Here is an 18,060-nt window from a genome sequence, read left to right as displayed (position 1 = left end):
TCACCACGCACCCAGCCCCGCCCGCCCGTGGCGGTACGTGAGGATGCCGGCGAAGGCTGCGACGCCGGTGAACGCCGACGCCGCACCCAGGTAGAACACCCACTCCATGCCGGCGTTGGTCGTCAGCCAACCGCCGGCAAGCGGTGCCAGCACGGCACCGGGCCGCCAGACCAGATCGCGGACGCCGAAACTGGACGCCACGCCCTTCCCGCTGCCCTCGTCGGCGAACAGCGCCATGCTCGCGGGCTCGCGGATCGAGTCCGCGATACCGAGCAGACCGTTCAATGCCACGAGCGGCAGGAACGCCGGCGAGAGGTCGCCGAAGTACGGGAACACCGCGGGGAGCCCCAGCGACGCGCCGATCGCGGGCGTGAACGGGACGACCAGCGCCACCACACCGTAGGCCAGCCCGCCGATGAAGACGAACCGCGCACGGCCCTGCCGGTCAGAGAGTCCGCCGGTGTAGGGCTGACAGAGCATGTTGGTGAACTTCTCGGCGGCCAGCACGACGGCGACGGCGGTCGCGCCGTTGATCGCCGCGTTGTACCCCAGCCCGCCGCGAGCGGCGGCGACGCCGGCGAAGATCGGTACCCACGTTCGGACCAGCGTCACCGCGACGGCGTACTGGGCGCGAAAGCTCGTGATGGTGAGGATGCGCCGGTTCACGGCCAGATCGGCGAGCGCGAACCCCTCCGTCGTCGTCTCGTCGGGGTCGACGAACGCCAGGACCGCCAGGAAGGTGACGAGCGTGATCGCCACGAGCAGGCCGAAGACGGCGTCGAAGCCGAACCGATCGTACAGCAGGCCCGCCGACAGCGAGCCGCCGATCGCCGCCGCGAACCGCCAGGCGTTGGAGGTTCCGATGGTGGTCCCGCGGGCGCTGTCCCGCGCTAGCTGGCCGACTAGAGCCAACCCGACCAGGCCTGCGGTCGTCGCCGCGACCCCCTGGAGTCCCCGGACGAAGACAAAGCCCCAACTGGAAGATACGAGCGGAAACAGTCCGTAGACGGCCGCTGCAAGCCCCAATCCCACCAGCAGCACCGTCCGCTTGTCGAAGCGGTCGCCCAGATACGACACCGGGATGACGGTCCCCGCCTGGGCCAGAGTCAGCCCGGTCGCGAACATCCCCAGGACGAACCCCTGGGGGTCCAGCAGATCGATGTAGGTCGGCAACAGCGTCAGCAGCGTGACGATGCCGAAGGCGGTGGCGAAACGGGTGAGAAACAGGGCCTGGAGTTGACGGCGTGCGGTCACTGCGTGTGGACAGCGGACTGGCCGTCTAATCGGTTACGGTCCGCCGAAGATATCCGATCGCCGTCGCAGAAAGAAAAGTCCGGGCGTGGGAGCGTCCGTCTGCTGCTTCGCTCAGTCGGAGGCTTCCGCGGCCGCGACCGGTGCAACCGCGATCTCCATCTCCACGTCCTCGACCGCCCAGGTCTTGCGGTGGCCGTCGACGACTTCGCCGAACTCGTCGGCCCGGACTTCCTCGGCGATCAGGTCCCGGTGGTCGTCGACCAGCGCGGCAACGCGGTCGTCGGCGACTTCGAGGTCGACGACGATCCGCTCCTCGATGTCCAGTTCGAGGTCCTTGCGCATCTCCTGGACCCGGCGGATGACCTCGCGGGCGTAGCCCTCGCTCTCGATGTCCTCGGTGAGTTTCGTGTCGACGTAGACGACGCCGCCGCCGGAAAGCGCCGCGAACTCGGTGCCGGTGACGCCCGCGGGCGTCTCCCGGCGGAATTCGACCATCTCCTCGGTCAGATCGACGGGTTCGCTCAGTTCGTCGGCGACGGCCGCTTCGAGCGCGTCGATCGATCGCTCGGTGACCCGTGACTCGTTGAGCGCGTTCATCACGCGACCGGCGTCGTCGCCGAAGGCGGGGCCGAGTTCGCTCATGTCGGCCTCGGCGGAGTAGCGGAGTTCACCCCACTCCTCGTCGGCGCCGACGACCTCGACTGTGCGGGCGTTCAGCCGGTCGGCGACGATGGCCGTCTGGGACTCGACGGCGTCGGCGACGGCCTCGCTGTCGACGTCGACGATCACGCGCGTGACCGGCCAGCGGAGCTTCCGTTCGGCCTGCTGGCGGGCGTTCGAGCCGGCCTCTTCGACCTCGCGGACGACCTCGATCTCGTCTTCCAGTTCGGGGTCGCGCAGCGAGGCGTCCGGGTCGGGCCAGTCACACATGTGGACCGTCGGATGGCCGGCGTCGCCGGTCAGCGCGCCGTAGACCTCCTCGGCGACGAACGGGGTAAACGGCGCGAAGAGGGCGGCGACCTCCTCTAGGACGCGGTACAGCGTCGCGTAGGCAGCCTGCTTGGAGGCCGAATCGGCCTCGTCCCACATCCGCTCGCGGACGACCTGGATGTAGAACCGGGAGACGTCTTCGACGACGAAATTGAGCAGTTCGCCGGCGGCCTTGTCGTTCTCGAAGTTCTCCATGTGCTCGGTCATCGCGGTTTCGACGGTTTGGAGCCGTGAGAGCACCCACTCGTCGACGAGTTCGAGGTCATCGCGAACGTCCTCGGCGGCTGTTCCGGCGGCTTCACCGCCTTCACCTCGTTGGGGCTGCGCCCCAACGCTCGTCTCGTCGGGGTCGAAATCGTCGGCCCGCATATACGGCAGCGGGAAGCGGGCGACGTTCCAGAGGATGTTGAGCCGCCGTTGCATCTCGGCGGTCTCGTCCCACGAGAAGTTCATGTCCTCGCCCTGGGCCGTGACCGACAGCAGGAAGAGTCGCATCGGGTCGCGGCCGTACTCGTCGATGACCTCGTGGGGGTCGACGAGCACGCCCTTCGATTTGGACATCCCGCGGCCGTCGGGCATGTTGGCGTAGCCGTGCATCAGGACCTGCTTGTAGGGGATCTCGCCGGTCGCGGCCGTCGACATCCCCAGTTGCGACCAGAACCACCCGCGGGTCTGGTCGTGGGCCTCCATGATGAGGTCGGCGGGCCACAGTTCCTCGAAGGCCTCGGTCTGTTCGGGGTAGTCGAGCGTCCCCCAGGTCGCCACCGAGGAGTCGAGCCACACGTCGAAGACGTCGCCGACGCGCGTGTAGGTCGTCCCGTTCCGGGTGATCGTGAGGTCGTCGACGGTCCCCTTGTGGAGGTCGACGGCGTCGGGGTCGACGTCTTGGTCGACGACCTCGGCCAGTTCCTCGCGGTCGCCGACGACGACGACCTCGTCCATCGAGCCGTCCCAGTCCTCGGGCGTCCAGATGGGGATCGGGATGCCCCAGTAGCGCTGGCGGGAGACGTTCCAGTCCGGCGCGTCCTCGACGAAGTCCCGGAAGCGGTTGTCCCGCGCCCAGCCGGGATACCACTCGCTGTCCTCGATGTTGTCCAGCAGTTCCTCCTTGATGTCGGTGATCGTGATGAACCACTGGTCGGTGACGATGCGGACGATGTCGGTGTCACAGCGCCAGCACTGCCCCTCCCGGACGGAGTGGCCCTCTTCGTGAGCCAGCAACAGGTCCTTCCCGTCGAGGTCGGCGATCACGTCGTCGTTGGCGTCCCGGACGAAGCTCCCTTCGTATTTGCCGGCTTCGGCGGTGTAGACGCCGTCGCTGCCGACCGGACAGAACACTTCCAGGTCCAGTTCCTGGCCGCGCTCGAAGTCCTCCTCACCGTGGCCGGGCGCGGAGTGGACCAGCCCCGTGCGATCGGCCTCGACGTAGTCAGCGGTGTAGACCTGGCCGGACCCCTCGGCGCTTGCGTGGTCCGGTACCTCGTCGGCCAGCGGGTGGTCGTACTCCCAGCCCACGAGGTCCTCGCCGGACAGTTCCTCGACGACCTCGTAGTCCTCGTAGCGGCCGGCCTTCAGGACCCCCTCGACACAGGGCTCGGCGACGTAGAGCCGTTCGGTCTCGCCGTCCGCAGTGGCGTCGACGCCGACGTACTCCAGGTCACCGTCGACGGCGACGAAGGTGTTGGCGACGATAGTCCAGGGCGTGGTAGTCCAGATGACGACGCTGCCCTCCCGGTCGGCCAGGGGGAACTTCACGTAGATCGAGGGCTTGCCCACGTCGTGGTACTCGACCTCGTTGTTGGCGATGGCGGTCTCACACCGGGGACACTGGTTGATCGAGCGTTTCCCCTGTTCGACCAGGCCGCGCTCGTGGGCCTGCTGGAACCCCCACCAGGCGGCCTCCATGTACTCCGGCTCGACGGTCTTGTACGGGTCGTCCCAGTCCATCCAGACGCCGAAGTCCTGAAAGTCCGTCTGGAGCCCTTCGAGTTGCTCCTCGGCGAAGTCCTTGCACTCCTCGATGAAGTTCTCCTCGCCGAATTGCTCGATGTCTTTCTTGTTCTCGAAGTCGAGCCGTTCCTCGACTTTCGTCTCGATGGGCAGGCCGTGCATGTCGTAGCCCGGCCGGTCGGTGACGTCGTACCCCTGCATCCGGAGATAGCGGATGTAGAGGTCCTTCAGGGTCTTGTTCCAGGTCGTCCCCATGTGGGCCGCCCCGGAGGTGTACGGCGGCCCGTCGACGAAGAAGTACGTCTCCCCGTCGGCACGATGTGCCTTCGTCTGTTCGTAGGCGTCGACGTCGTCCCAGTAGTCGAAGACCGTCTCCTCGACGGCCTCCGGATCGTACTGGTCGTCGATCGCGGCGAATCGGTCCATACCGGTCACATTCGCCGCCGGCATTAAAGGACAATCGATTGTGTGTGTCGCCGTCAGATCGGCGCGATCAGCGCTCGCGCTGGAGGAGGAGCGCGGCGGTCTGGCCGCTGTTCTCCGTGATCGGTGCGACGACCTCCCAGCCGTCCGCGCCGAGTTCGTTTAACTGCTCTTCGGGGACGCTGCTGGAGCCGAACATCCCCGAGTCGATCTCGAACACCTTGTACTCGTAGGAGGGCATCACTCCCAGGGGGCGACGCAGGCCGAACAAGTCTTGTGGTCGCTAGTGGTGGTCGGGACTTCGGGACCACAGCGAGCCGGAGCGCCCTCACCGCTGCCGGTTGATCAGCCGGTTGGGCCTTTCTGGCCGTTCGAATCCAGGTTCCTTCGGTACACCCGGGGTAGCTCATTTGAGACAACTCTGGCTATACCGGGCGGTGAACGATACAGCGGCTGAAGTCAGGGGATCAGTACCGATAGGATCGGGTTACGGGTGATTTTGTGGCTACTAACAATACTCAGTGACGTTGCTACTCGGTTCTATGGTCAACTGTGCTCGATGTGACCGTGATGTGGAAACCGTTCAAACCGTGACGCCGGACGTTATTACGAAAGAACTGATCCAGTCGATCAGTCACGGCAAAGAAGACCTCGCCGGCGAGGAGAGTAGTATGGACGTCTGTACCGAGTGCATAGACGAACTGACGGGAGAATAAAAACGAAGCAGTTCGTGTTACTGTCGGGTTTCGGACGAGCAGAAGTGTGGGAGCGGCGTCCCGTCTCTTGGACGCTCGGTTCAACACCGAAGAGTTTCTATGACCGATACGCGCTCTCTGTCCCACACGCGGTATCAGACACGAGAGCGTGCGATCCGTCCTCCGACACGCGTTCCGGTTTCACTCATCGGACTACCACCTGCACGGAGCACGGGATGAAAACACAGTTAGTCTCTGCATCTCCTGAGATGTGGTAGAGACAATGGTACGCACGAGCGTCATCGGCTGCGGGAACATGGGCAGTGCCCTCGTCACGGGCCTCTGGAAGTCGGGAAACCACACAGTCATCGCGTGTGATCTGGACTCCGAGGCGCTGGCGGCCGTCGCCGACTACAGCACGGAGACGACAGAGGACATCTCGCGGGCCGCCGAGGCAGATGTCGTGTTCGTCGCGGTCAAACCCGACATCGTCGAGGCGGTACTGGACGAACTGGAACTCTCGGCAGAGCAGACGCTGGTCTCGATCGCCGCGGGCGTCCCCACGGAGTTCGTCGAGGCACGGACCGACGCCGACGTGGTCCGGATCATGCCGAACCTGGCCGCCGAGACCCGCGATATGGCCGCGGCCGCCACGGGCGACGTCTCGCCGGCCGTCCGGGAACTGCTCGACGACGTCGGCGAATTCGCCGAGATCCAGGAGGCACAGATGGACATCGCGACCGCCGTCAACGGGAGCGGGCCGGCCTTCGTCTTCTATCTCATCGACGCGATGACCCAGGCCGGTGTCGCGGGCGGGCTGGACCACGAGGAGGCCGAGACCCTCGCGGCACAGACGTTCAAGGGTGCCGCCGAGACGATCCTGCGGGACGACCGAAGCGCCGAGGAACTGATCGACGCCGTCTGCTCGCCGAACGGGACGACGATCGAGGGCATGGAGGTCCTCTGGGACAGCGACGTCGACGAGGCCGTCGCCGACGCGGTCGCGGCTGCAGAGCGGCGTTCGAAGGAACTGGCGGCCGACTTCGACGATGCGTGAGGTCGTCGACGCCGAGACCGTCTCGGCGACACGACAACTCGCCGCCGACGCCCAGCGGGTCATCGTCAAGGCCGGCACGAACTCACTGACCGACGAGGAGTCGAACTTAGACGACGAGAAACTCGACAAACTCGTCGACGACATCGAGGATCTGCTCTCGCGGGGCAAGGAGGTCCTGCTGGTCTCATCGGGGGCCGTGGGGGCCGGTATCGGCCGGGTCGACCATCCAACCGGGACCGTCGAGGAGTCCCAGGCGCTCTCGACGGTCGGCCAGAGCCACCTGATGCGCCGCTACACCGAGAGCTTCGAACGGTACGGTCGGACGGTCGCCCAGATCCTCATCACCGAACACGACCTGGAGAACCCCGAGCGGTTCACCAACTTCCGCAACACCGTCGAGACGCTGCTCGATTGGGGTGTCGTCCCGATCATCAACGAGAACGACGCTGTCGCGACCGAGGAACTCCAGATCGGCGACAACGACATGATCTCGTCCTCTATCGCTATCGGCGTCGACGTGGACCTGCTGGTGACCCTGACCGACGTGGGCGGGGTCTACACTGGCAACCCCAAGGAGAACCCCGACGCCGAGCGTATCCCGGTCGTCGGCGAGAACTACGACGAGGTCGAAGAGCTGGTCTCCGAGAGCTCGACGGGTGGGTTCGGCGGCATCCAGACGAAGGTCAGCGGCGCCCGGGACGTCAGCGAACACGGTATCCCGGCGATCATCGCCCGGTCGACAGAGCCCGACGTGCTGGAGAAGGTCGCCAGGGCCGAATCGGTGGGCACAATATTCGTCCCGATCAACGGTGGGGTAGATGACTGACGACACCGAACGCCAGGTCGAACAGGCACAGTCCGCGGCCCTGCGGCTGGCGAACGTCGACGCCGCCGAGCGCGACGCCGCGCTCGGTGCCATCGCCGACGCGATCCGGGAGAACAGCGAGGCGATCCTCGAAGCAAACGCCGAGGACGTCGCCGAGGCCGAGGAGATGCTCGCCGAGGGCGAGTACACGCAGGCGCTGGTCGACCGGCTGAAACTCGACGAGGGCAAACTCGAATCGATCGCCGGGATGGTCGAGTCCGTCGCCGACCAGACCGATCCGCTGGGCAAGACGCTGGCCGCCCGTGAACTCGACGACGACTTGGAGCTGTACAAGGTCGCGGTCCCCATTGGCGTCGTCGGGACCATCTTCGAGTCCCGTCCCGACGCCCTGGTCCAGATCGCCGCGCTCGCGCTGAAGTCGGGCAACGCCGTCATCCTCAAGGGCGGCAGCGAGGCTAGCGAATCCAACCGCGCCCTCTACGAGACGATCGTCGAGGCCGTCACGGAGGCCGACGCCGACCTCCCCGAGGGCTGGGCACAACTCATCGAGGCCCACGAGGAGGTCGACCGCCTGCTGGAACTGGACGACAAGGTCGACCTGGTGATGCCCCGTGGCTCCTCGGAGTTCGTCTCCTACATCCAGGACAACACCCAGATCCCCGTCCTGGGCCACACCGAGGGGGTCTGTCACGTCTACGTCGACGAGGCGGCCGACCTCGAAATGGCCGCGGAGATCGCCTTCGACGCGAAGGTCCAGTACCCCGCCGTCTGTAACGCCGTCGAGACGCTACTCGTCGACGACGACGTGGCCGCCGACTTCCTCCCCGGGATGGTCGAGCGCTACCGCGAGGCCGGCGTCGAACTGCGCGGGGACGCCCCGACTCGGGAGATCGTCGACGTCGACCCCGCCAGCGACGACGACTGGTCGAGTGAGTACGGCGACCTCGAACTGTCGATCAAGGTCGTCGAGGACGTCTACGCGGCCGTCGACCACGCCAACACCTTCGGCTCGAAACACACCGAATCGATCGTCACCGAGAACGCCGACGCGGCGGAGACGTTCATGACCGGCATCGACGCCGCCAGCGTCTTCCACAACGCCTCGACCCGGTTCGCGGACGGCTACCGCTACGGGTTGGGCGCGGAAGTCGGTATTTCCACGGGGAAGATCCACGCCCGCGGCCCGGTCGGACTTGAGGGGCTGACGACCTACAAGTACTACCTGGAGGGTAACGGCCAACTGGTCGCGAGTTACGCCGGCGACGACGCCCTCCCGTTCACTCACCGTGACTTCGACGGCGAGTGGACTCCCGGCCACCTGGCCGACGAATAACCGTCGTTACGCCCGATGCCACCGTTTCCCGACGACGACAGCCGCAACGCGCTCGCCGCGGACTGCCGGCGCTGCCCCGACCTCACCGGGAGCCGTACGTGCATCTCCTGGGGAAACGGCCCGCTGGATGCCGACCTCGTCGTCGTCGGTGAGGCACCGGCTGAGGGGGACCCCGACGCCGACCGCTGGCGGGGCGGGAACCTGACCGGGATGGCCTACACCTCGCGAGCGTCGGGCCGACAGATCCGCTCGCTGCTGGCCGACGCCGGGTTCGACCACGACGACTGTTACTTCACGAACGCGGTGAACTGCCACCCGCCGGAGAACCGCGACCCGACCGACGACGAACTCGCGAACTGTCGCCCCTACCTGATCGAGGAGATCGAGACGGTCGCCCCGCGGGCGGTCGTGACGACCGGGAACCACGCGACGCGAACCGTGCTCGCGCTCGACGGCGACTCGCTGGACGGCTTCCTCGACAACGTATTGGAACCCCGATACAGCGACACACTCGGCGTGCCTGTCGTTCCACTCCTCCATCCGAGCTACCAGGAGGTGTGGCTCGCGCGACTGGGCTACGACCGCGCGGAGTACGTCGACGCGATCCGCGAGACGGTCGCTGGCTGTCGCCCGTAGCGGGGCCGAACCTTCATGTAATCGCCGGCCGACGACCCGGATATGAGCGACTGCATCTTCTGTCAGATCGTCGACGGGGACATCCCGAGTCGGACCGTCTACGAGGACGACTCCGTGCTGGCGTTTCTGGACGCCAACCCGCTCTCGCCGGGGCACACGCTCGTTATCCCGAAGGCCCACCACGAACGGCTGAACGACCTGCCCGCCGACGCCGCCAGCGAGGTCATGAGCACGGTCCACGCGCTCACGCCCGCCGTCGAGGCGGCGGTCGACGCGCCGGCGACGACGGTGGCGTTCAACAACGGCGAGGCCGCCGGCCAGGAAGTTCCCCATGTCCACGGCCACATCGTCCCGCGGTTCGAGGACGACGGCGGCCGGCCGATCCACGCGCTCGTCAGCGACCGACCCGACCTGAGCGACGACGAACTCGACGACATCGCGGCGGCCATCGAGGACGGCGTTTAAGCCGTATCTTTTTACCGTAGAACGAGTGCAACGAAGTGTATGGGAGTGTCGACGCTCGCGTTCGTCGGTGCGACGGGTGGTGCGGGAACGACGCGGTTGGCCGTCGAGACGGCCGCGACCCTGGCTAGGGACGGCCGTTCAGTCGCGGTCCTCGATGCCGCCTTCGCGACACAGGGACTGGCCACGCGGGTCCCGGCACAGATCCGGGGCGACCTGACGGCGGTCGCGACCGGGGAGGCGTCCCTGGCCGAGGCGACCTACGACGCCGACTTCGACGTGGCCGGTCAGGTCGCGCTGTGTCCGGCCCACGCGCCCTTCGAACGCATCGCCCGGGCGAAGACATCCGAGCACGCACAGGCGTTCGAACGGGCCGTCGCCGAGGCGGCCGGCCAGTACGACCACGTCCTGCTCGACGTTCCGCCGGTCGCTGCCAACCAGGCGCTGGCGGCCGTCGACGCCGCACAACGCCGTGCACTCGTGGTTCCAGCGACCGCCCGGGGCCGTGATCTCCTCCCCCAGCAGCGTGGCCGGTTGCGGGACGTCGACGCACCCGCCGACGCCGTCGTCGCCACCCGGACCGACGCCACCGAGGCCGTCGCCGTCGAGGACGCCGACCACACGGTTCCGGCCGGCGACCCGAACCCGACGCGGCCGTCCGCGCTGGACCCCGAAAGTCCACTCGCGCCGGCCGTCGCCGACACCACCGAGGCACTGCTGGACCTGGAGTTGGGGCTCTCGTTCGACTCCGGCGGACTCCTCTAGAGATCCGGCAGCGGCACCACGACGACGGGACGGCTCGCCGCCGACAGCACCGCCCGGGCGGTCTCCCCGACGCCGTCCGCCCCCTCTGTGCCGCGGTTGGCGCCGATCAGGACGGTGTCCGGGTCGTGGTCGTCGATCTCCGCCAGAACCTCCTCGGTCGGGTCGCCGTCCCTGGTCTCGGTCGTCGGCATCGCGGCTGCGAGTCGCGAACGGGCGACGTTGGCCGCGTCGCCGGCGTCACGGCTCGGTGCCGAGGGATCACGGACCGCGACGACGACCACGCTGTCATCGCTGGGGTCCAGTCGGTCACGGAGGTAGTCGGCCGCTGCGGCGGTCACGTGGACCGACGAGGTGGCGACGAGATATTCGGTCATAGGCGTCCCTGCGGACGCCGGTGGCTTCGCCCTTTCGCCGATCGGCTCCGACGAACTTACGTCGACCGCCGCCCCTACGGGAGAGCGTGCGCGTCGAGAACAGTTTCATCGGGGTCGACGGCGTCGGCGAGAAGACCGAACGGAGCATCTGGGAGCAGGGGATCACCCACTGGGACGAGTTCGAGCCGTCGGTCGTTGGCGGGAAACGCGGCCAGCGGATCGGGTCGTTCATCGAGGAGGGTCGCGACCGTGTCGCGGCGGCCGATGTTGACTACTTCGACCAGGCCTTCCCCAACAGCGAGCAGTGGCGCCTCTACGAGACGTTCCGCGACCGGGCCTGTTTCTTCGACATCGAGACGACGGGCCTGGACGAACACCGCAACCAGGTGACCACCGTCAGTCTCCACCAGGACGGCGAGACACGGACGCTCGTGGCCGGCGACGATCTCACCGCCGAGAACCTCCGGGCGGCCTTCGCCGACGCCGGCCTCCTGGTGACGTTCAACGGCAAGCGCTTCGATGTCCCCTTCCTGGAGGCGAACTTCGATATCGATCTCGGGTACCCGCACCTCGATCTCATGTACACCTGCAAGAAACTCGGACTCTCGGGCGGGCTCAAGCAGGTCGAGCAGGACATCGGCATCGAGCGCGAGCGGCCGGACATCTCCGGGCGGGACGCGGTGCGGCTCTGGCGCGAACACGAACGCGGCGTCGACGGCTCCTTAGAGACGCTGATCTCGTACAACCGCGAGGACACCGTCAACCTTCGGACGCTGGCCGACCGCGTGACCAGCGACCTCGACGAGGAACTGTTCGTCTAGGGCTCTGTGGGGGCCGGCCCTCCGAGGACGCTCTTGGGGCGCAGGAGGTGTGCTCGCCCGGCCAGAATACCCAGCAGGAGGCCGGTGAAGTGTGCGATCAGTGCGACACCAGGGTTCGCGGTCGCGATGGTGATCGCCGCGGCGCAGAGCCCCCCGATCGCGAGTTGTGCCCGCGGCGACAGCGAGATCCCGCCCACGACCGTCTCGGTCAGCCGGTTCGAGGCGAGCAGATACCCCAGGAACGCGAAGATCGCGCCGCTCGCCCCCAGGACGTTGACCTGGCTGACCATCCAGGGGACGATCGGTCCGAGCAGCCGCGCGGCGTACACCTCGGCCAGGCCGGCGAGCATTCCGGTGAGGAGGAAAAACGTGTGATAGCGGAGGCTGGTGGTCTCCCGTTCGAGCAGGAACCCGAGGACCGCCAGCGCGAGGGCGTTCGACAACAGATGCGAGGGGCCGCCGTGGGCGTAGACACTGGTCACGAGCGTCCAGGGCTGACTGAACGGGCGTGACATCCCGAACACGAGCGTCTGTGAGACGAGCAAGCCGACGACCTGCTGGAGGGCGAAGACGACGCCGATGGCCCCGAGGGTGACCACTGTGGGGCTGTCCGTGAGGCGGGGCATAGTCCGTACTTCCGACCACTCCCACAAGAAAGGTCGGCCCGAATCCAGAACGCATACGTGGGCCGGCCGCGTTCGATCGGGTATGACAGACACGCTCAGCGAGTCGCTTGCCGAGGCGTTCGCGGAATCGACCGACGAGGGGACCGCCGCCGAGGCCGCCGAACAGCTCGCGGCCTTCGTCGAGGACTACGAGCGCGACCTCACGGCCGAGGCCCTGCTGGAGCGCTTCGAGGACGCCCCCTACGGCGATTTCCCTCACCGCTACGACTGGCTCGTCGGCGAACTCGCCGCCGAGACCGAGGACTGTACGGACTCACGGGCCTACCGGCTCGACGGCTTCGGCGAGTTGGCCGCCGATCCGAGCCAGGGCGCCTGACCCGATGGCCGGCGGGACGTACACGCTCGTCCTCGAACGGAGCGAAGACGCGACGATCGAGGTCGGCGCGCTCGGCCGGCGGCAGTTTCCGGCCGGATGGTACGCCTATACCGGGAGCGCGCTCGGTTCGGGCGGGTTCGGCCGTATCGACCGTCATCGTGCGGTCGCGGCCGGCGAGAACGACACCCGCCACTGGCACGTCGACTACCTCCTCGGCGATCCGGCGACGACCGTCGACACCGTCGTGACGACCGAGGCCGATGTCGAGTGTGCGGTCGCTGGCCGGATAGCCGATCCGACGGCTGACGGGTTCGGGGGCGTCACCGGATTCGGCTGTTCGGACTGTGACTGTCCGACCCACCTCACCTATCACGAGCGCCGGGACGTGTTGCTCGCGAGCGTCGAACGGGCTCACGAGGCCGCGGCGGCCGACTAAGCCAGTTCGTAGCCGGCGTCGGCGACTGCCGACGCGATCGCTTCCTCGTCGACATCGCCGTCTGTCTCGACGGTCACCGTCCCCGCGCCGTGGTCGGCCGATACCGAGACGACACCGGCGAGCGACTCCAGCGCCTGTTCGACGCTGTCTTCACAGCCAGTACAGGACATTCCCGTCACCGAGAGGGTCTGTGGACTCATAGCCGTCCCTAACTGCTGGTCGGCCAAAACCGCTTCCCTCGCGGCAGTCACGATCCGACGCCGTGTGAGAGAGCCCGCCGCAGGACCGACACGCCTAATTTCCGCCGTCGAGAACGGACGCCCATGTTATCGAGACAGTTCGTCCGGGAGAACCCCGAGACGGTCCGTGACGCCATCGAGCGCAAGGGCGTGACGGGCGTCGACCTCGACGAGATCCTCGAAATCGACGAGGAGTGGCGCGGGCTGAAAGCCGACGGCGACGGGCTCCGCCAGGAGCGCAACGAGATCTCCAGCAAGATCGGCCAGTACAAACAGGACGGGGACGAGGAGGCCGCTCAGGAGGCCATCGAGCGCTCCCAGGAACTGAAAGCCGAACTCCAGGAAATCGAGGAGCGCGCCGACGAACTGGAGGCGAACCTGGAGGCGGCGCTGCTGGAACTGCCGAACGTCCCTCACGAGTCGGTCCCGACCGGCGAGGACGAATCCGACAACGTCGAGCGGTACCGCCGCGGCTTCGAGGACCTGCGGGACCTCCCCGCCGATGTCGTCCCCCACTACGACCTGGGCGAAGAACTGGATATCCTGGACTTCGAGCGCGGCGCGAAAGTCTCGGGCGGGGGCTACCAGTTCGTCAAAGGCGAAGGCGCCCGTCTGGAGCACGCGCTGATCCAGTTCATGCTGGAGATCCACCGAGAGCAGGGCTATACCGACGTGTTGCCGCCGATCCCCGTCAACTCCGCCTCGATGGAGGGAACCGGTCAGCTCCCGAAGTTCGACGAGGACGCCTACCGCGTGAGTGCCCGCCAGGACGACGGCTACGACGACGACGACCTCTGGCTGCTCCCGACGGCGGAGGTCCCCGTGACGAACATGTACCGCGACGAGATCCTGCTGGACGACGACCTCCCGGTGAAACACCAGGCGTTCTCGCCGAACTTCCGCCGGGAGGCCGGCGAACACGGAACCGAGACCCGCGGGTACGTCCGCGTCCACCAGTTCCACAAGGTCGAACTCGTCAACTTCGTCCGGCCCGAGGACAGCTACGACCGCTTAGAGGCCCTGCTGGGGGAGGCCGAGGAAGTGCTCGACCGCCTGGATCTCCCCTACCGCGTGCTGGACATGTGTACCGGAGATATGGGCTTTACACAGGCCAAGAAGTACGACATCGAGGTGTGGGCGCCCGGCGACGACATGGAGGACGGCCCCGAGGTCGGCGGCCGCTGGCTCGAAGTCTCCTCGGTCTCGAACTTCGAGGACTTCCAGGCTCGCCGGGCCGGCCTGCGGTACCGGCCCGAGCGCCACGAGTCCGCCGACTACCTCCATACCCTGAACGGCTCCGGGCTGGCGGTCCCCCGCGTCCTCGTCGCCATCATGGAGTACTATCAGAACGAGGACGGGACGATCACGGTGCCGGAGCCGCTGCGTCCCTACATGGGCGGCCAGGAACGGATCGAGGGCCACGAACCCGTCGGCGAGAGCGCGGTCGGCGCCGGCGAGAAGGAGTAACGCCGCTCACTCGCCGTCGACGACCGACCGACAGAGCTGTCGGACCTGCGGGAGCGTCGAGGGCGGTACGGATTCGGGATCGATCCAGCGACACGCGAGGACGCCTTCCTCGGGGTTCGGGCTGGTCCTGGAGGCCAGCAGACAGTCGAAGACGGTGTAGACCGACACCACGTCCGACTCCCCCTCGTGGCGGTAGGGGAACCACGCGCTTGGCTCCCCGACGTGGGCACGGCAGTTCAGTTCCTCGCGGAGTTCCCGACGGAGTCCTGTTTCGGGACGTTCTTCGGGTTCGACACCGCCGCCGGGTAGCGTCCAGAACGGCGTTCCGTCGCTGTGGCGTTCCCTGACCAGCAGGACCGAGTCGTCGGTCCGTACCAGCGCCTTGGCTCCCTGTCGGACTGTGAACCTGTCGGGATGGCTGTCGGCGGGGAGGGCTTGCCGTATACTCGGGTCGCTGGCCATACACGAGTCCATCTCGGGACAGACGGGTAAACAACTGGTCCCTACCGATCCGTTCTCGCGTCGGCGCCAGTGCCACCGGCCGGTAGCCGCCGGCTACTCCTGGAGCGTGTCACCCGTGCCGGGTGGTGCTATCAGTCGGTATAGGTGTGTAGCCGCGTGATCTCGCCGTCGGCGGTGAACACGTCGACGAAGCCGAACAACACGTCCCCGTCGGCTCCTTCCAGCCGACCGCGGACGGCGACCGCTCCCTCTCCGTCGACCGGCTCGTACACCTGGTCGAGAACGTGGGTCGTGTCGGTCTGCGGACGTTCTTCGCGCATGAACCGGACGAACCGATCACGGCCGTCGAGCGTCCGATCGGGGCGGTCGTGGACGAACCCCTCGGCCAGCAGATCGGCCAGGTCTTCGTACTCGCCGGCGTCGATGGCCCGGTAGTACGCCCGGACCAGGTCGGTCGGTTTCACGGATCAGTCCTCCGCCTCCTCGTCGTCCTCGTCGTCCTCGTCGTCCTCGTCGTCCTCGCTCCCGGTCACTGGTCCCGTGTCGGGCGTGACGTAGCCGCCGAACTCGTCGTCCGGGGTGGCGTAGCCACCGGATTCCCCGTCCTCGGAGGGGGTCGCCGCGTCGTCGGGACGGTCCCGGTCGTCGGGTGCTGCTCGTGACACGTCTTCGGCTGTCTCGGATACTCCCTCGTCGGCGGCCACGGAGTCGGTCGTCCGGGCGCTCCCATCGTCGTCGGTGGCTTCGGTGTCGTCCTCGCCGCTGTCGGCCTGGGAATCGGTCGGGTCCCCGGGCGCATCCGCGTCCTCGGTTCCGGCTGTCCCGCCGTCAGCCGGGTCTCCTGGCGGCGCGTCCACCATGGCTGTCGGCTCTTCCGGCACGCTCTCGTCGGTGTTGTCGGGCTGACTGGCCAGTTCCGCCTGGAGGTCCGCCAACTCCTCGTCTTCGGCTGGCCTGCCGGCGTCGGCGCTGTCAGCGACGCTGTCGGGCGGTGCCTCGACCATGGCCGTCGGCTCTTCGGTGATCTCCTCGGGAGTGGGCTCGGACTCGGGATGGGTAGCTTCGAGTTCGGCCTGGATCTCTTCGAGTTCGGCGTCGTCGATGGAATCGGCCGTCTGGTCGCTGTCGGCCGCGACCGCTGTCCCGTCGTCCCCGGGTTCGGTCGGTTCGGGATCGGCCGAGGTTGTTGCCGGCGTGGGTTCGGCCTCGCTCGGTTCGGCCGACTCACCAGACGCCTCGCTCTCCTCGACCTCGGCGTCGATATCCACGTCCAGGGCCGCGTCGTCGGGCTCGTCGGCCCTCGGAAGGATACTCTCCTGTTGGCTCTCGTCTTTCTCCAGGTCATCCATCTCCGGGGGCCAGTCGTCCGGGTCGGGGGGCTCCTCGTACTTCCGGGCGGTTTCGAGGGGGCGTTCGGCGTCGTCGCGCCATTCCTGGCCGGCGGCACCGCTGCCACTGGAGTAGTCGCTTGCGGACTCGGCCAGCCAGTCGGCGGCCTGCCAGAGGGCGTTTGCCTTCGTCTTGGCCCCCTCGTAGATGGCACCCGTCCCGTCGTCGTCGACGAACCGCAACGCGGTGTCGAACCGGTCTTCGGCCTCGGCGAACTCCTTGCGGGCCTGCTGGAAGTCCCCCTGAGCCATCATCCACTCGGAGCCCTGGAACGCGCTCATCGCCGAGGTGAACGCCCGCCGCCCCTCCGTGTAGTGGGCGTGGCCGACCCGGTAGCGGGCGAACGCGGTATCGTCCCCGCCGGTCTCCGCGATGGCGTCTTTGATCGGTTCGACGGCGGGTAACTCGGTGAGATCGGCCGTACTCCAGGTGTACTGGACGACCCCGTCGTGGTCGATGACGACGACGCCGCGCTCGATCAGTTGCTGCCCGATGTCGTCGACGAAGTCGATTCCGTACTCCCCGGCCACGTCGTGGTCGGTATCGGAGAGTAGGGGGACGTTCAGATTGTACTGTTCGGCGAAGGCACGGTGGCTGTAGACGGAGTCGGGGCTGACCCCCAGGATCGTGACGTCTTTCTGCATCGTAAAGAGGTCGAGTTCGTCGAGGTCACAGGACTCCCCGTCACAGGCGGGGTTGAAATCCGCCGGGTAGAACGCCAGGATGACCACGTCCTCGCTGACGTAGTCGTCGAGCGCGACCCGACGGCGCTGGCCGTCGACGAGGGCGGGCAACTCGAACGACGGGGCCACCGTCCCCTCTGAAATCACAGTCTGTACTTGCCGTCCTGTCACTTAACAGTGTTTCTCCGCTCGCCGTCCCGAGGGCGGTCTGTTAGCCGTGATCCGGGACTCCCCCGACGAACGAGCGGTTTTTGCCCGTCGGCCCGGTAGCCAGCGGTGTGGAACTACACGTCCGGTACGAGGGCGACGACGACCCCGAGAAGTGCAGCGCCCGGAAACTCGCCCGGTTCGATCTGGCTGACCTCCACCGGGCGACCCGCTCGACGCCCCCGGGGATCGTCCTCAACCCCTTCGCGGACCGTGCGCTCTCGCCGGCCGACCGGCCGACGGCGGGCGACGGCGCCCGCCACGCCCGCCTGGTCGCGCTGGACTGTTCGTGGGAGACCGCCGAGCGGGAGGCGTTCGATCTGGAGGGGGTCCACCGCTCGCTCCCCTTCCTCGTGGCCGGCAACCCGGTCAACTACGGGACCGCCTTCCAGTTGAACACCGTCGAGGCCTTCGCCGGCGCGCTCTGTATCCTCGGAGAACGTGACCACGCCGAGCGCATCCTCTCGAAGTTCTCCTGGGGGCACACCTTCCTCGAACTCAACGAGGAACCGCTGGCCCGCTACGCCGACTGTGCGGACTCCAGTGACGTGGTCGCGGTCCAGGACGACTACCTCGCCGAGGAGTGACG

At 67.3% G+C, this 18,060-nt stretch carries 21 protein-coding genes; 12 read left to right on the top strand and 9 right to left on the bottom strand.

The window, feature by feature from the left end; translation table 11 throughout:
• The 3 genes from VJ109_RS07325 to VJ109_RS07315 form a co-directional block, all read right to left on the bottom strand.
• A complete protein-coding gene (locus tag VJ109_RS07325; RefSeq protein ID WP_324760176.1) occupies positions 1 to 1,254 on the bottom strand; it encodes an MFS transporter in 1,254 nt (417 codons plus the stop codon).
• Between the two features lie 111 nt (positions 1,255 to 1,365).
• Positions 1,366 to 4,620 (bottom strand): isoleucine--tRNA ligase, encoded by a 3,255-nt coding sequence (ileS, locus tag VJ109_RS07320; RefSeq protein WP_324760174.1) that lies wholly within the window; start codon positions 4,618 to 4,620, stop codon positions 1,366 to 1,368.
• Between the two features lie 67 nt (positions 4,621 to 4,687).
• Positions 4,688 to 4,858, bottom strand: a complete 171-nt coding sequence (locus VJ109_RS07315) for a DUF4177 domain-containing protein (RefSeq protein ID WP_324760172.1) — start codon at positions 4,856 to 4,858, stop codon at positions 4,688 to 4,690.
• 331 nt (positions 4,859 to 5,189) lie between these two features.
• Between VJ109_RS07315 and VJ109_RS07310 the strand changes: the two genes are divergently transcribed.
• The 7 genes from VJ109_RS07310 (at position 5,190) to VJ109_RS07280 (ending at position 10,391) form a co-directional block, all read left to right on the top strand.
• Entirely contained in the window at positions 5,190 to 5,333 is a 144-nt protein-coding gene (locus tag VJ109_RS07310; RefSeq protein WP_324760170.1) for a hypothetical protein, read from the top strand.
• 262 nt (positions 5,334 to 5,595) lie between these two features.
• The gene (gene proC / locus VJ109_RS07305; protein ID WP_324760168.1) at positions 5,596 to 6,369 is read left to right on the top strand and encodes a pyrroline-5-carboxylate reductase; all 774 of its coding nucleotides are present in this window, start codon (positions 5,596 to 5,598) and stop codon (positions 6,367 to 6,369) included.
• On the top strand, positions 6,362 to 7,195 hold the full coding sequence (proB, locus tag VJ109_RS07300; RefSeq protein WP_324760166.1) for a glutamate 5-kinase: 834 nt from the start codon (positions 6,362 to 6,364) through the stop codon (positions 7,193 to 7,195). The genes proC and proB overlap by 8 nt, the downstream gene beginning before the upstream one ends.
• Positions 7,188 to 8,528: a glutamate-5-semialdehyde dehydrogenase gene (locus tag VJ109_RS07295; protein WP_324760164.1), complete on the top strand. Its 1,341-nt coding sequence runs from the start codon at positions 7,188 to 7,190 to the stop codon at positions 8,526 to 8,528. Before proB ends, VJ109_RS07295 begins: the two co-directional genes overlap by 8 nt.
• A gap of 15 nt (positions 8,529 to 8,543) precedes the next feature.
• Positions 8,544 to 9,164, top strand: a complete 621-nt coding sequence (locus VJ109_RS07290; RefSeq protein WP_324760162.1) for a uracil-DNA glycosylase — start codon at positions 8,544 to 8,546, stop codon at positions 9,162 to 9,164.
• A 42-nt stretch (positions 9,165 to 9,206) separates the two neighbouring features.
• Entirely contained in the window at positions 9,207 to 9,629 is a 423-nt protein-coding gene (locus VJ109_RS07285) for an HIT family protein (protein ID WP_276178935.1), read from the top strand.
• A 39-nt stretch (positions 9,630 to 9,668) separates the two neighbouring features.
• On the top strand, positions 9,669 to 10,391 hold the full coding sequence (locus VJ109_RS07280) for a ParA family protein (protein WP_324760159.1): 723 nt from the start codon (positions 9,669 to 9,671) through the stop codon (positions 10,389 to 10,391).
• Here VJ109_RS07280 and VJ109_RS07275 read toward each other — a convergent pair.
• Positions 10,388 to 10,765: a universal stress protein gene (locus VJ109_RS07275; RefSeq protein ID WP_324760157.1), complete on the bottom strand. Its 378-nt coding sequence runs from the start codon at positions 10,763 to 10,765 to the stop codon at positions 10,388 to 10,390. The two genes, VJ109_RS07280 and VJ109_RS07275, sit on opposite strands and share 4 nt — an antisense overlap.
• Before the next feature lie 86 nt (positions 10,766 to 10,851).
• Between VJ109_RS07275 and VJ109_RS07270 the strand changes: the two genes are divergently transcribed.
• Positions 10,852 to 11,586 (top strand): ribonuclease H-like domain-containing protein, encoded by a 735-nt coding sequence (locus tag VJ109_RS07270; RefSeq protein WP_324760155.1) that lies wholly within the window; start codon positions 10,852 to 10,854, stop codon positions 11,584 to 11,586.
• Here the strand turns inward: VJ109_RS07270 and VJ109_RS07265 are convergent.
• Entirely contained in the window at positions 11,583 to 12,212 is a 630-nt protein-coding gene (locus VJ109_RS07265) for a rhomboid family intramembrane serine protease (RefSeq protein ID WP_324760153.1), read from the bottom strand. The two genes, VJ109_RS07270 and VJ109_RS07265, sit on opposite strands and share 4 nt — an antisense overlap.
• Positions 12,213 to 12,294: 82 nt before the next feature.
• Between VJ109_RS07265 and VJ109_RS07260 the strand changes: the two genes are divergently transcribed.
• Positions 12,295 to 12,588: a hypothetical protein gene (locus tag VJ109_RS07260; protein ID WP_324760151.1), complete on the top strand. Its 294-nt coding sequence runs from the start codon at positions 12,295 to 12,297 to the stop codon at positions 12,586 to 12,588.
• 4 nt (positions 12,589 to 12,592) lie between these two features.
• A complete protein-coding gene (locus VJ109_RS07255) occupies positions 12,593 to 13,024 on the top strand; it encodes a GIY-YIG nuclease family protein (protein ID WP_324760149.1) in 432 nt (143 codons plus the stop codon).
• Here the strand turns inward: VJ109_RS07255 and VJ109_RS07250 are convergent.
• Complete coding sequence (locus tag VJ109_RS07250) at positions 13,021 to 13,224, bottom strand: heavy-metal-associated domain-containing protein (protein ID WP_324760147.1); 204 nt, start codon at positions 13,222 to 13,224, stop codon at positions 13,021 to 13,023. The two genes, VJ109_RS07255 and VJ109_RS07250, sit on opposite strands and share 4 nt — an antisense overlap.
• A 123-nt stretch (positions 13,225 to 13,347) precedes the next feature.
• Here VJ109_RS07250 and serS point away from each other — a divergent pair, with 123 nt between their 5' ends.
• Positions 13,348 to 14,730, top strand: a complete 1,383-nt coding sequence (gene serS, locus VJ109_RS07245; protein WP_324760145.1) for a serine--tRNA ligase — start codon at positions 13,348 to 13,350, stop codon at positions 14,728 to 14,730.
• Between the two features lie 6 nt (positions 14,731 to 14,736).
• Here the strand turns inward: serS and VJ109_RS07240 are convergent, their stop codons facing one another.
• From VJ109_RS07240 to VJ109_RS07230, 3 genes are all read right to left on the bottom strand, one after another.
• A complete protein-coding gene (locus VJ109_RS07240) occupies positions 14,737 to 15,192 on the bottom strand; it encodes an NUDIX hydrolase (protein WP_324760143.1) in 456 nt (151 codons plus the stop codon).
• Positions 15,193 to 15,323: 131 nt separating this feature from the next.
• Positions 15,324 to 15,656, bottom strand: a complete 333-nt coding sequence (locus VJ109_RS07235) for a nuclear transport factor 2 family protein (protein WP_324760141.1) — start codon at positions 15,654 to 15,656, stop codon at positions 15,324 to 15,326.
• A 3-nt stretch (positions 15,657 to 15,659) separates the two neighbouring features.
• Complete coding sequence (locus tag VJ109_RS07230) at positions 15,660 to 17,411, bottom strand: redoxin domain-containing protein (RefSeq protein ID WP_324760139.1); 1,752 nt, start codon at positions 17,409 to 17,411, stop codon at positions 15,660 to 15,662.
• 131 nt (positions 17,412 to 17,542) lie between these two features.
• On the opposite strand from VJ109_RS07230, the gene VJ109_RS07225 reads away from it, so the two are divergent.
• On the top strand, positions 17,543 to 18,058 hold the full coding sequence (locus VJ109_RS07225) for a DUF367 family protein (protein ID WP_324760137.1): 516 nt from the start codon (positions 17,543 to 17,545) through the stop codon (positions 18,056 to 18,058).
• Positions 18,059 to 18,060 lie beyond the last annotated feature (2 nt).

It is taken from the genome of Haloarcula montana (genome assembly GCF_035666295.1).
In the GTDB taxonomy this organism is placed as follows: Archaea; Halobacteriota; Halobacteria; order Halobacteriales; family Haloarculaceae; genus Haloarcula; species Haloarcula montana.
This window is presented reverse-complemented; position numbering and strand designations above follow the sequence as displayed.

Coding starts and splice junctions, on each gene's coding strand:
- ileS (WP_324760174.1), bottom strand. CDS start 4,620: ATGGACCGATTCGCCGCGATCGACGACCAGTACGATCCGGAGGCCGTC.
- VJ109_RS07315 (WP_324760172.1), bottom strand. CDS start 4,858: ATGCCCTCCTACGAGTACAAGGTGTTCGAGATCGACTCGGGGATGTTC.
- proC (WP_324760168.1), top strand. CDS start 5,596: ATGGTACGCACGAGCGTCATCGGCTGCGGGAACATGGGCAGTGCCCTC.
- proB (WP_324760166.1), top strand. CDS start 6,362: ATGCGTGAGGTCGTCGACGCCGAGACCGTCTCGGCGACACGACAACTC.
- VJ109_RS07295 (WP_324760164.1), top strand. CDS start 7,188: ATGACTGACGACACCGAACGCCAGGTCGAACAGGCACAGTCCGCGGCC.
- VJ109_RS07290 (WP_324760162.1), top strand. CDS start 8,544: ATGCCACCGTTTCCCGACGACGACAGCCGCAACGCGCTCGCCGCGGAC.
- VJ109_RS07285 (WP_276178935.1), top strand. CDS start 9,207: ATGAGCGACTGCATCTTCTGTCAGATCGTCGACGGGGACATCCCGAGT.
- VJ109_RS07280 (WP_324760159.1), top strand. CDS start 9,669: ATGGGAGTGTCGACGCTCGCGTTCGTCGGTGCGACGGGTGGTGCGGGA.
- VJ109_RS07275 (WP_324760157.1), bottom strand. CDS start 10,765: ATGACCGAATATCTCGTCGCCACCTCGTCGGTCCACGTGACCGCCGCA.
- VJ109_RS07265 (WP_324760153.1), bottom strand. CDS start 12,212: ATGCCCCGCCTCACGGACAGCCCCACAGTGGTCACCCTCGGGGCCATC.
- VJ109_RS07260 (WP_324760151.1), top strand. CDS start 12,295: ATGACAGACACGCTCAGCGAGTCGCTTGCCGAGGCGTTCGCGGAATCG.
- VJ109_RS07255 (WP_324760149.1), top strand. CDS start 12,593: ATGGCCGGCGGGACGTACACGCTCGTCCTCGAACGGAGCGAAGACGCG.
- VJ109_RS07250 (WP_324760147.1), bottom strand. CDS start 13,224: ATGAGTCCACAGACCCTCTCGGTGACGGGAATGTCCTGTACTGGCTGT.
- serS (WP_324760145.1), top strand. CDS start 13,348: ATGTTATCGAGACAGTTCGTCCGGGAGAACCCCGAGACGGTCCGTGAC.
- VJ109_RS07240 (WP_324760143.1), bottom strand. CDS start 15,192: ATGGCCAGCGACCCGAGTATACGGCAAGCCCTCCCCGCCGACAGCCAT.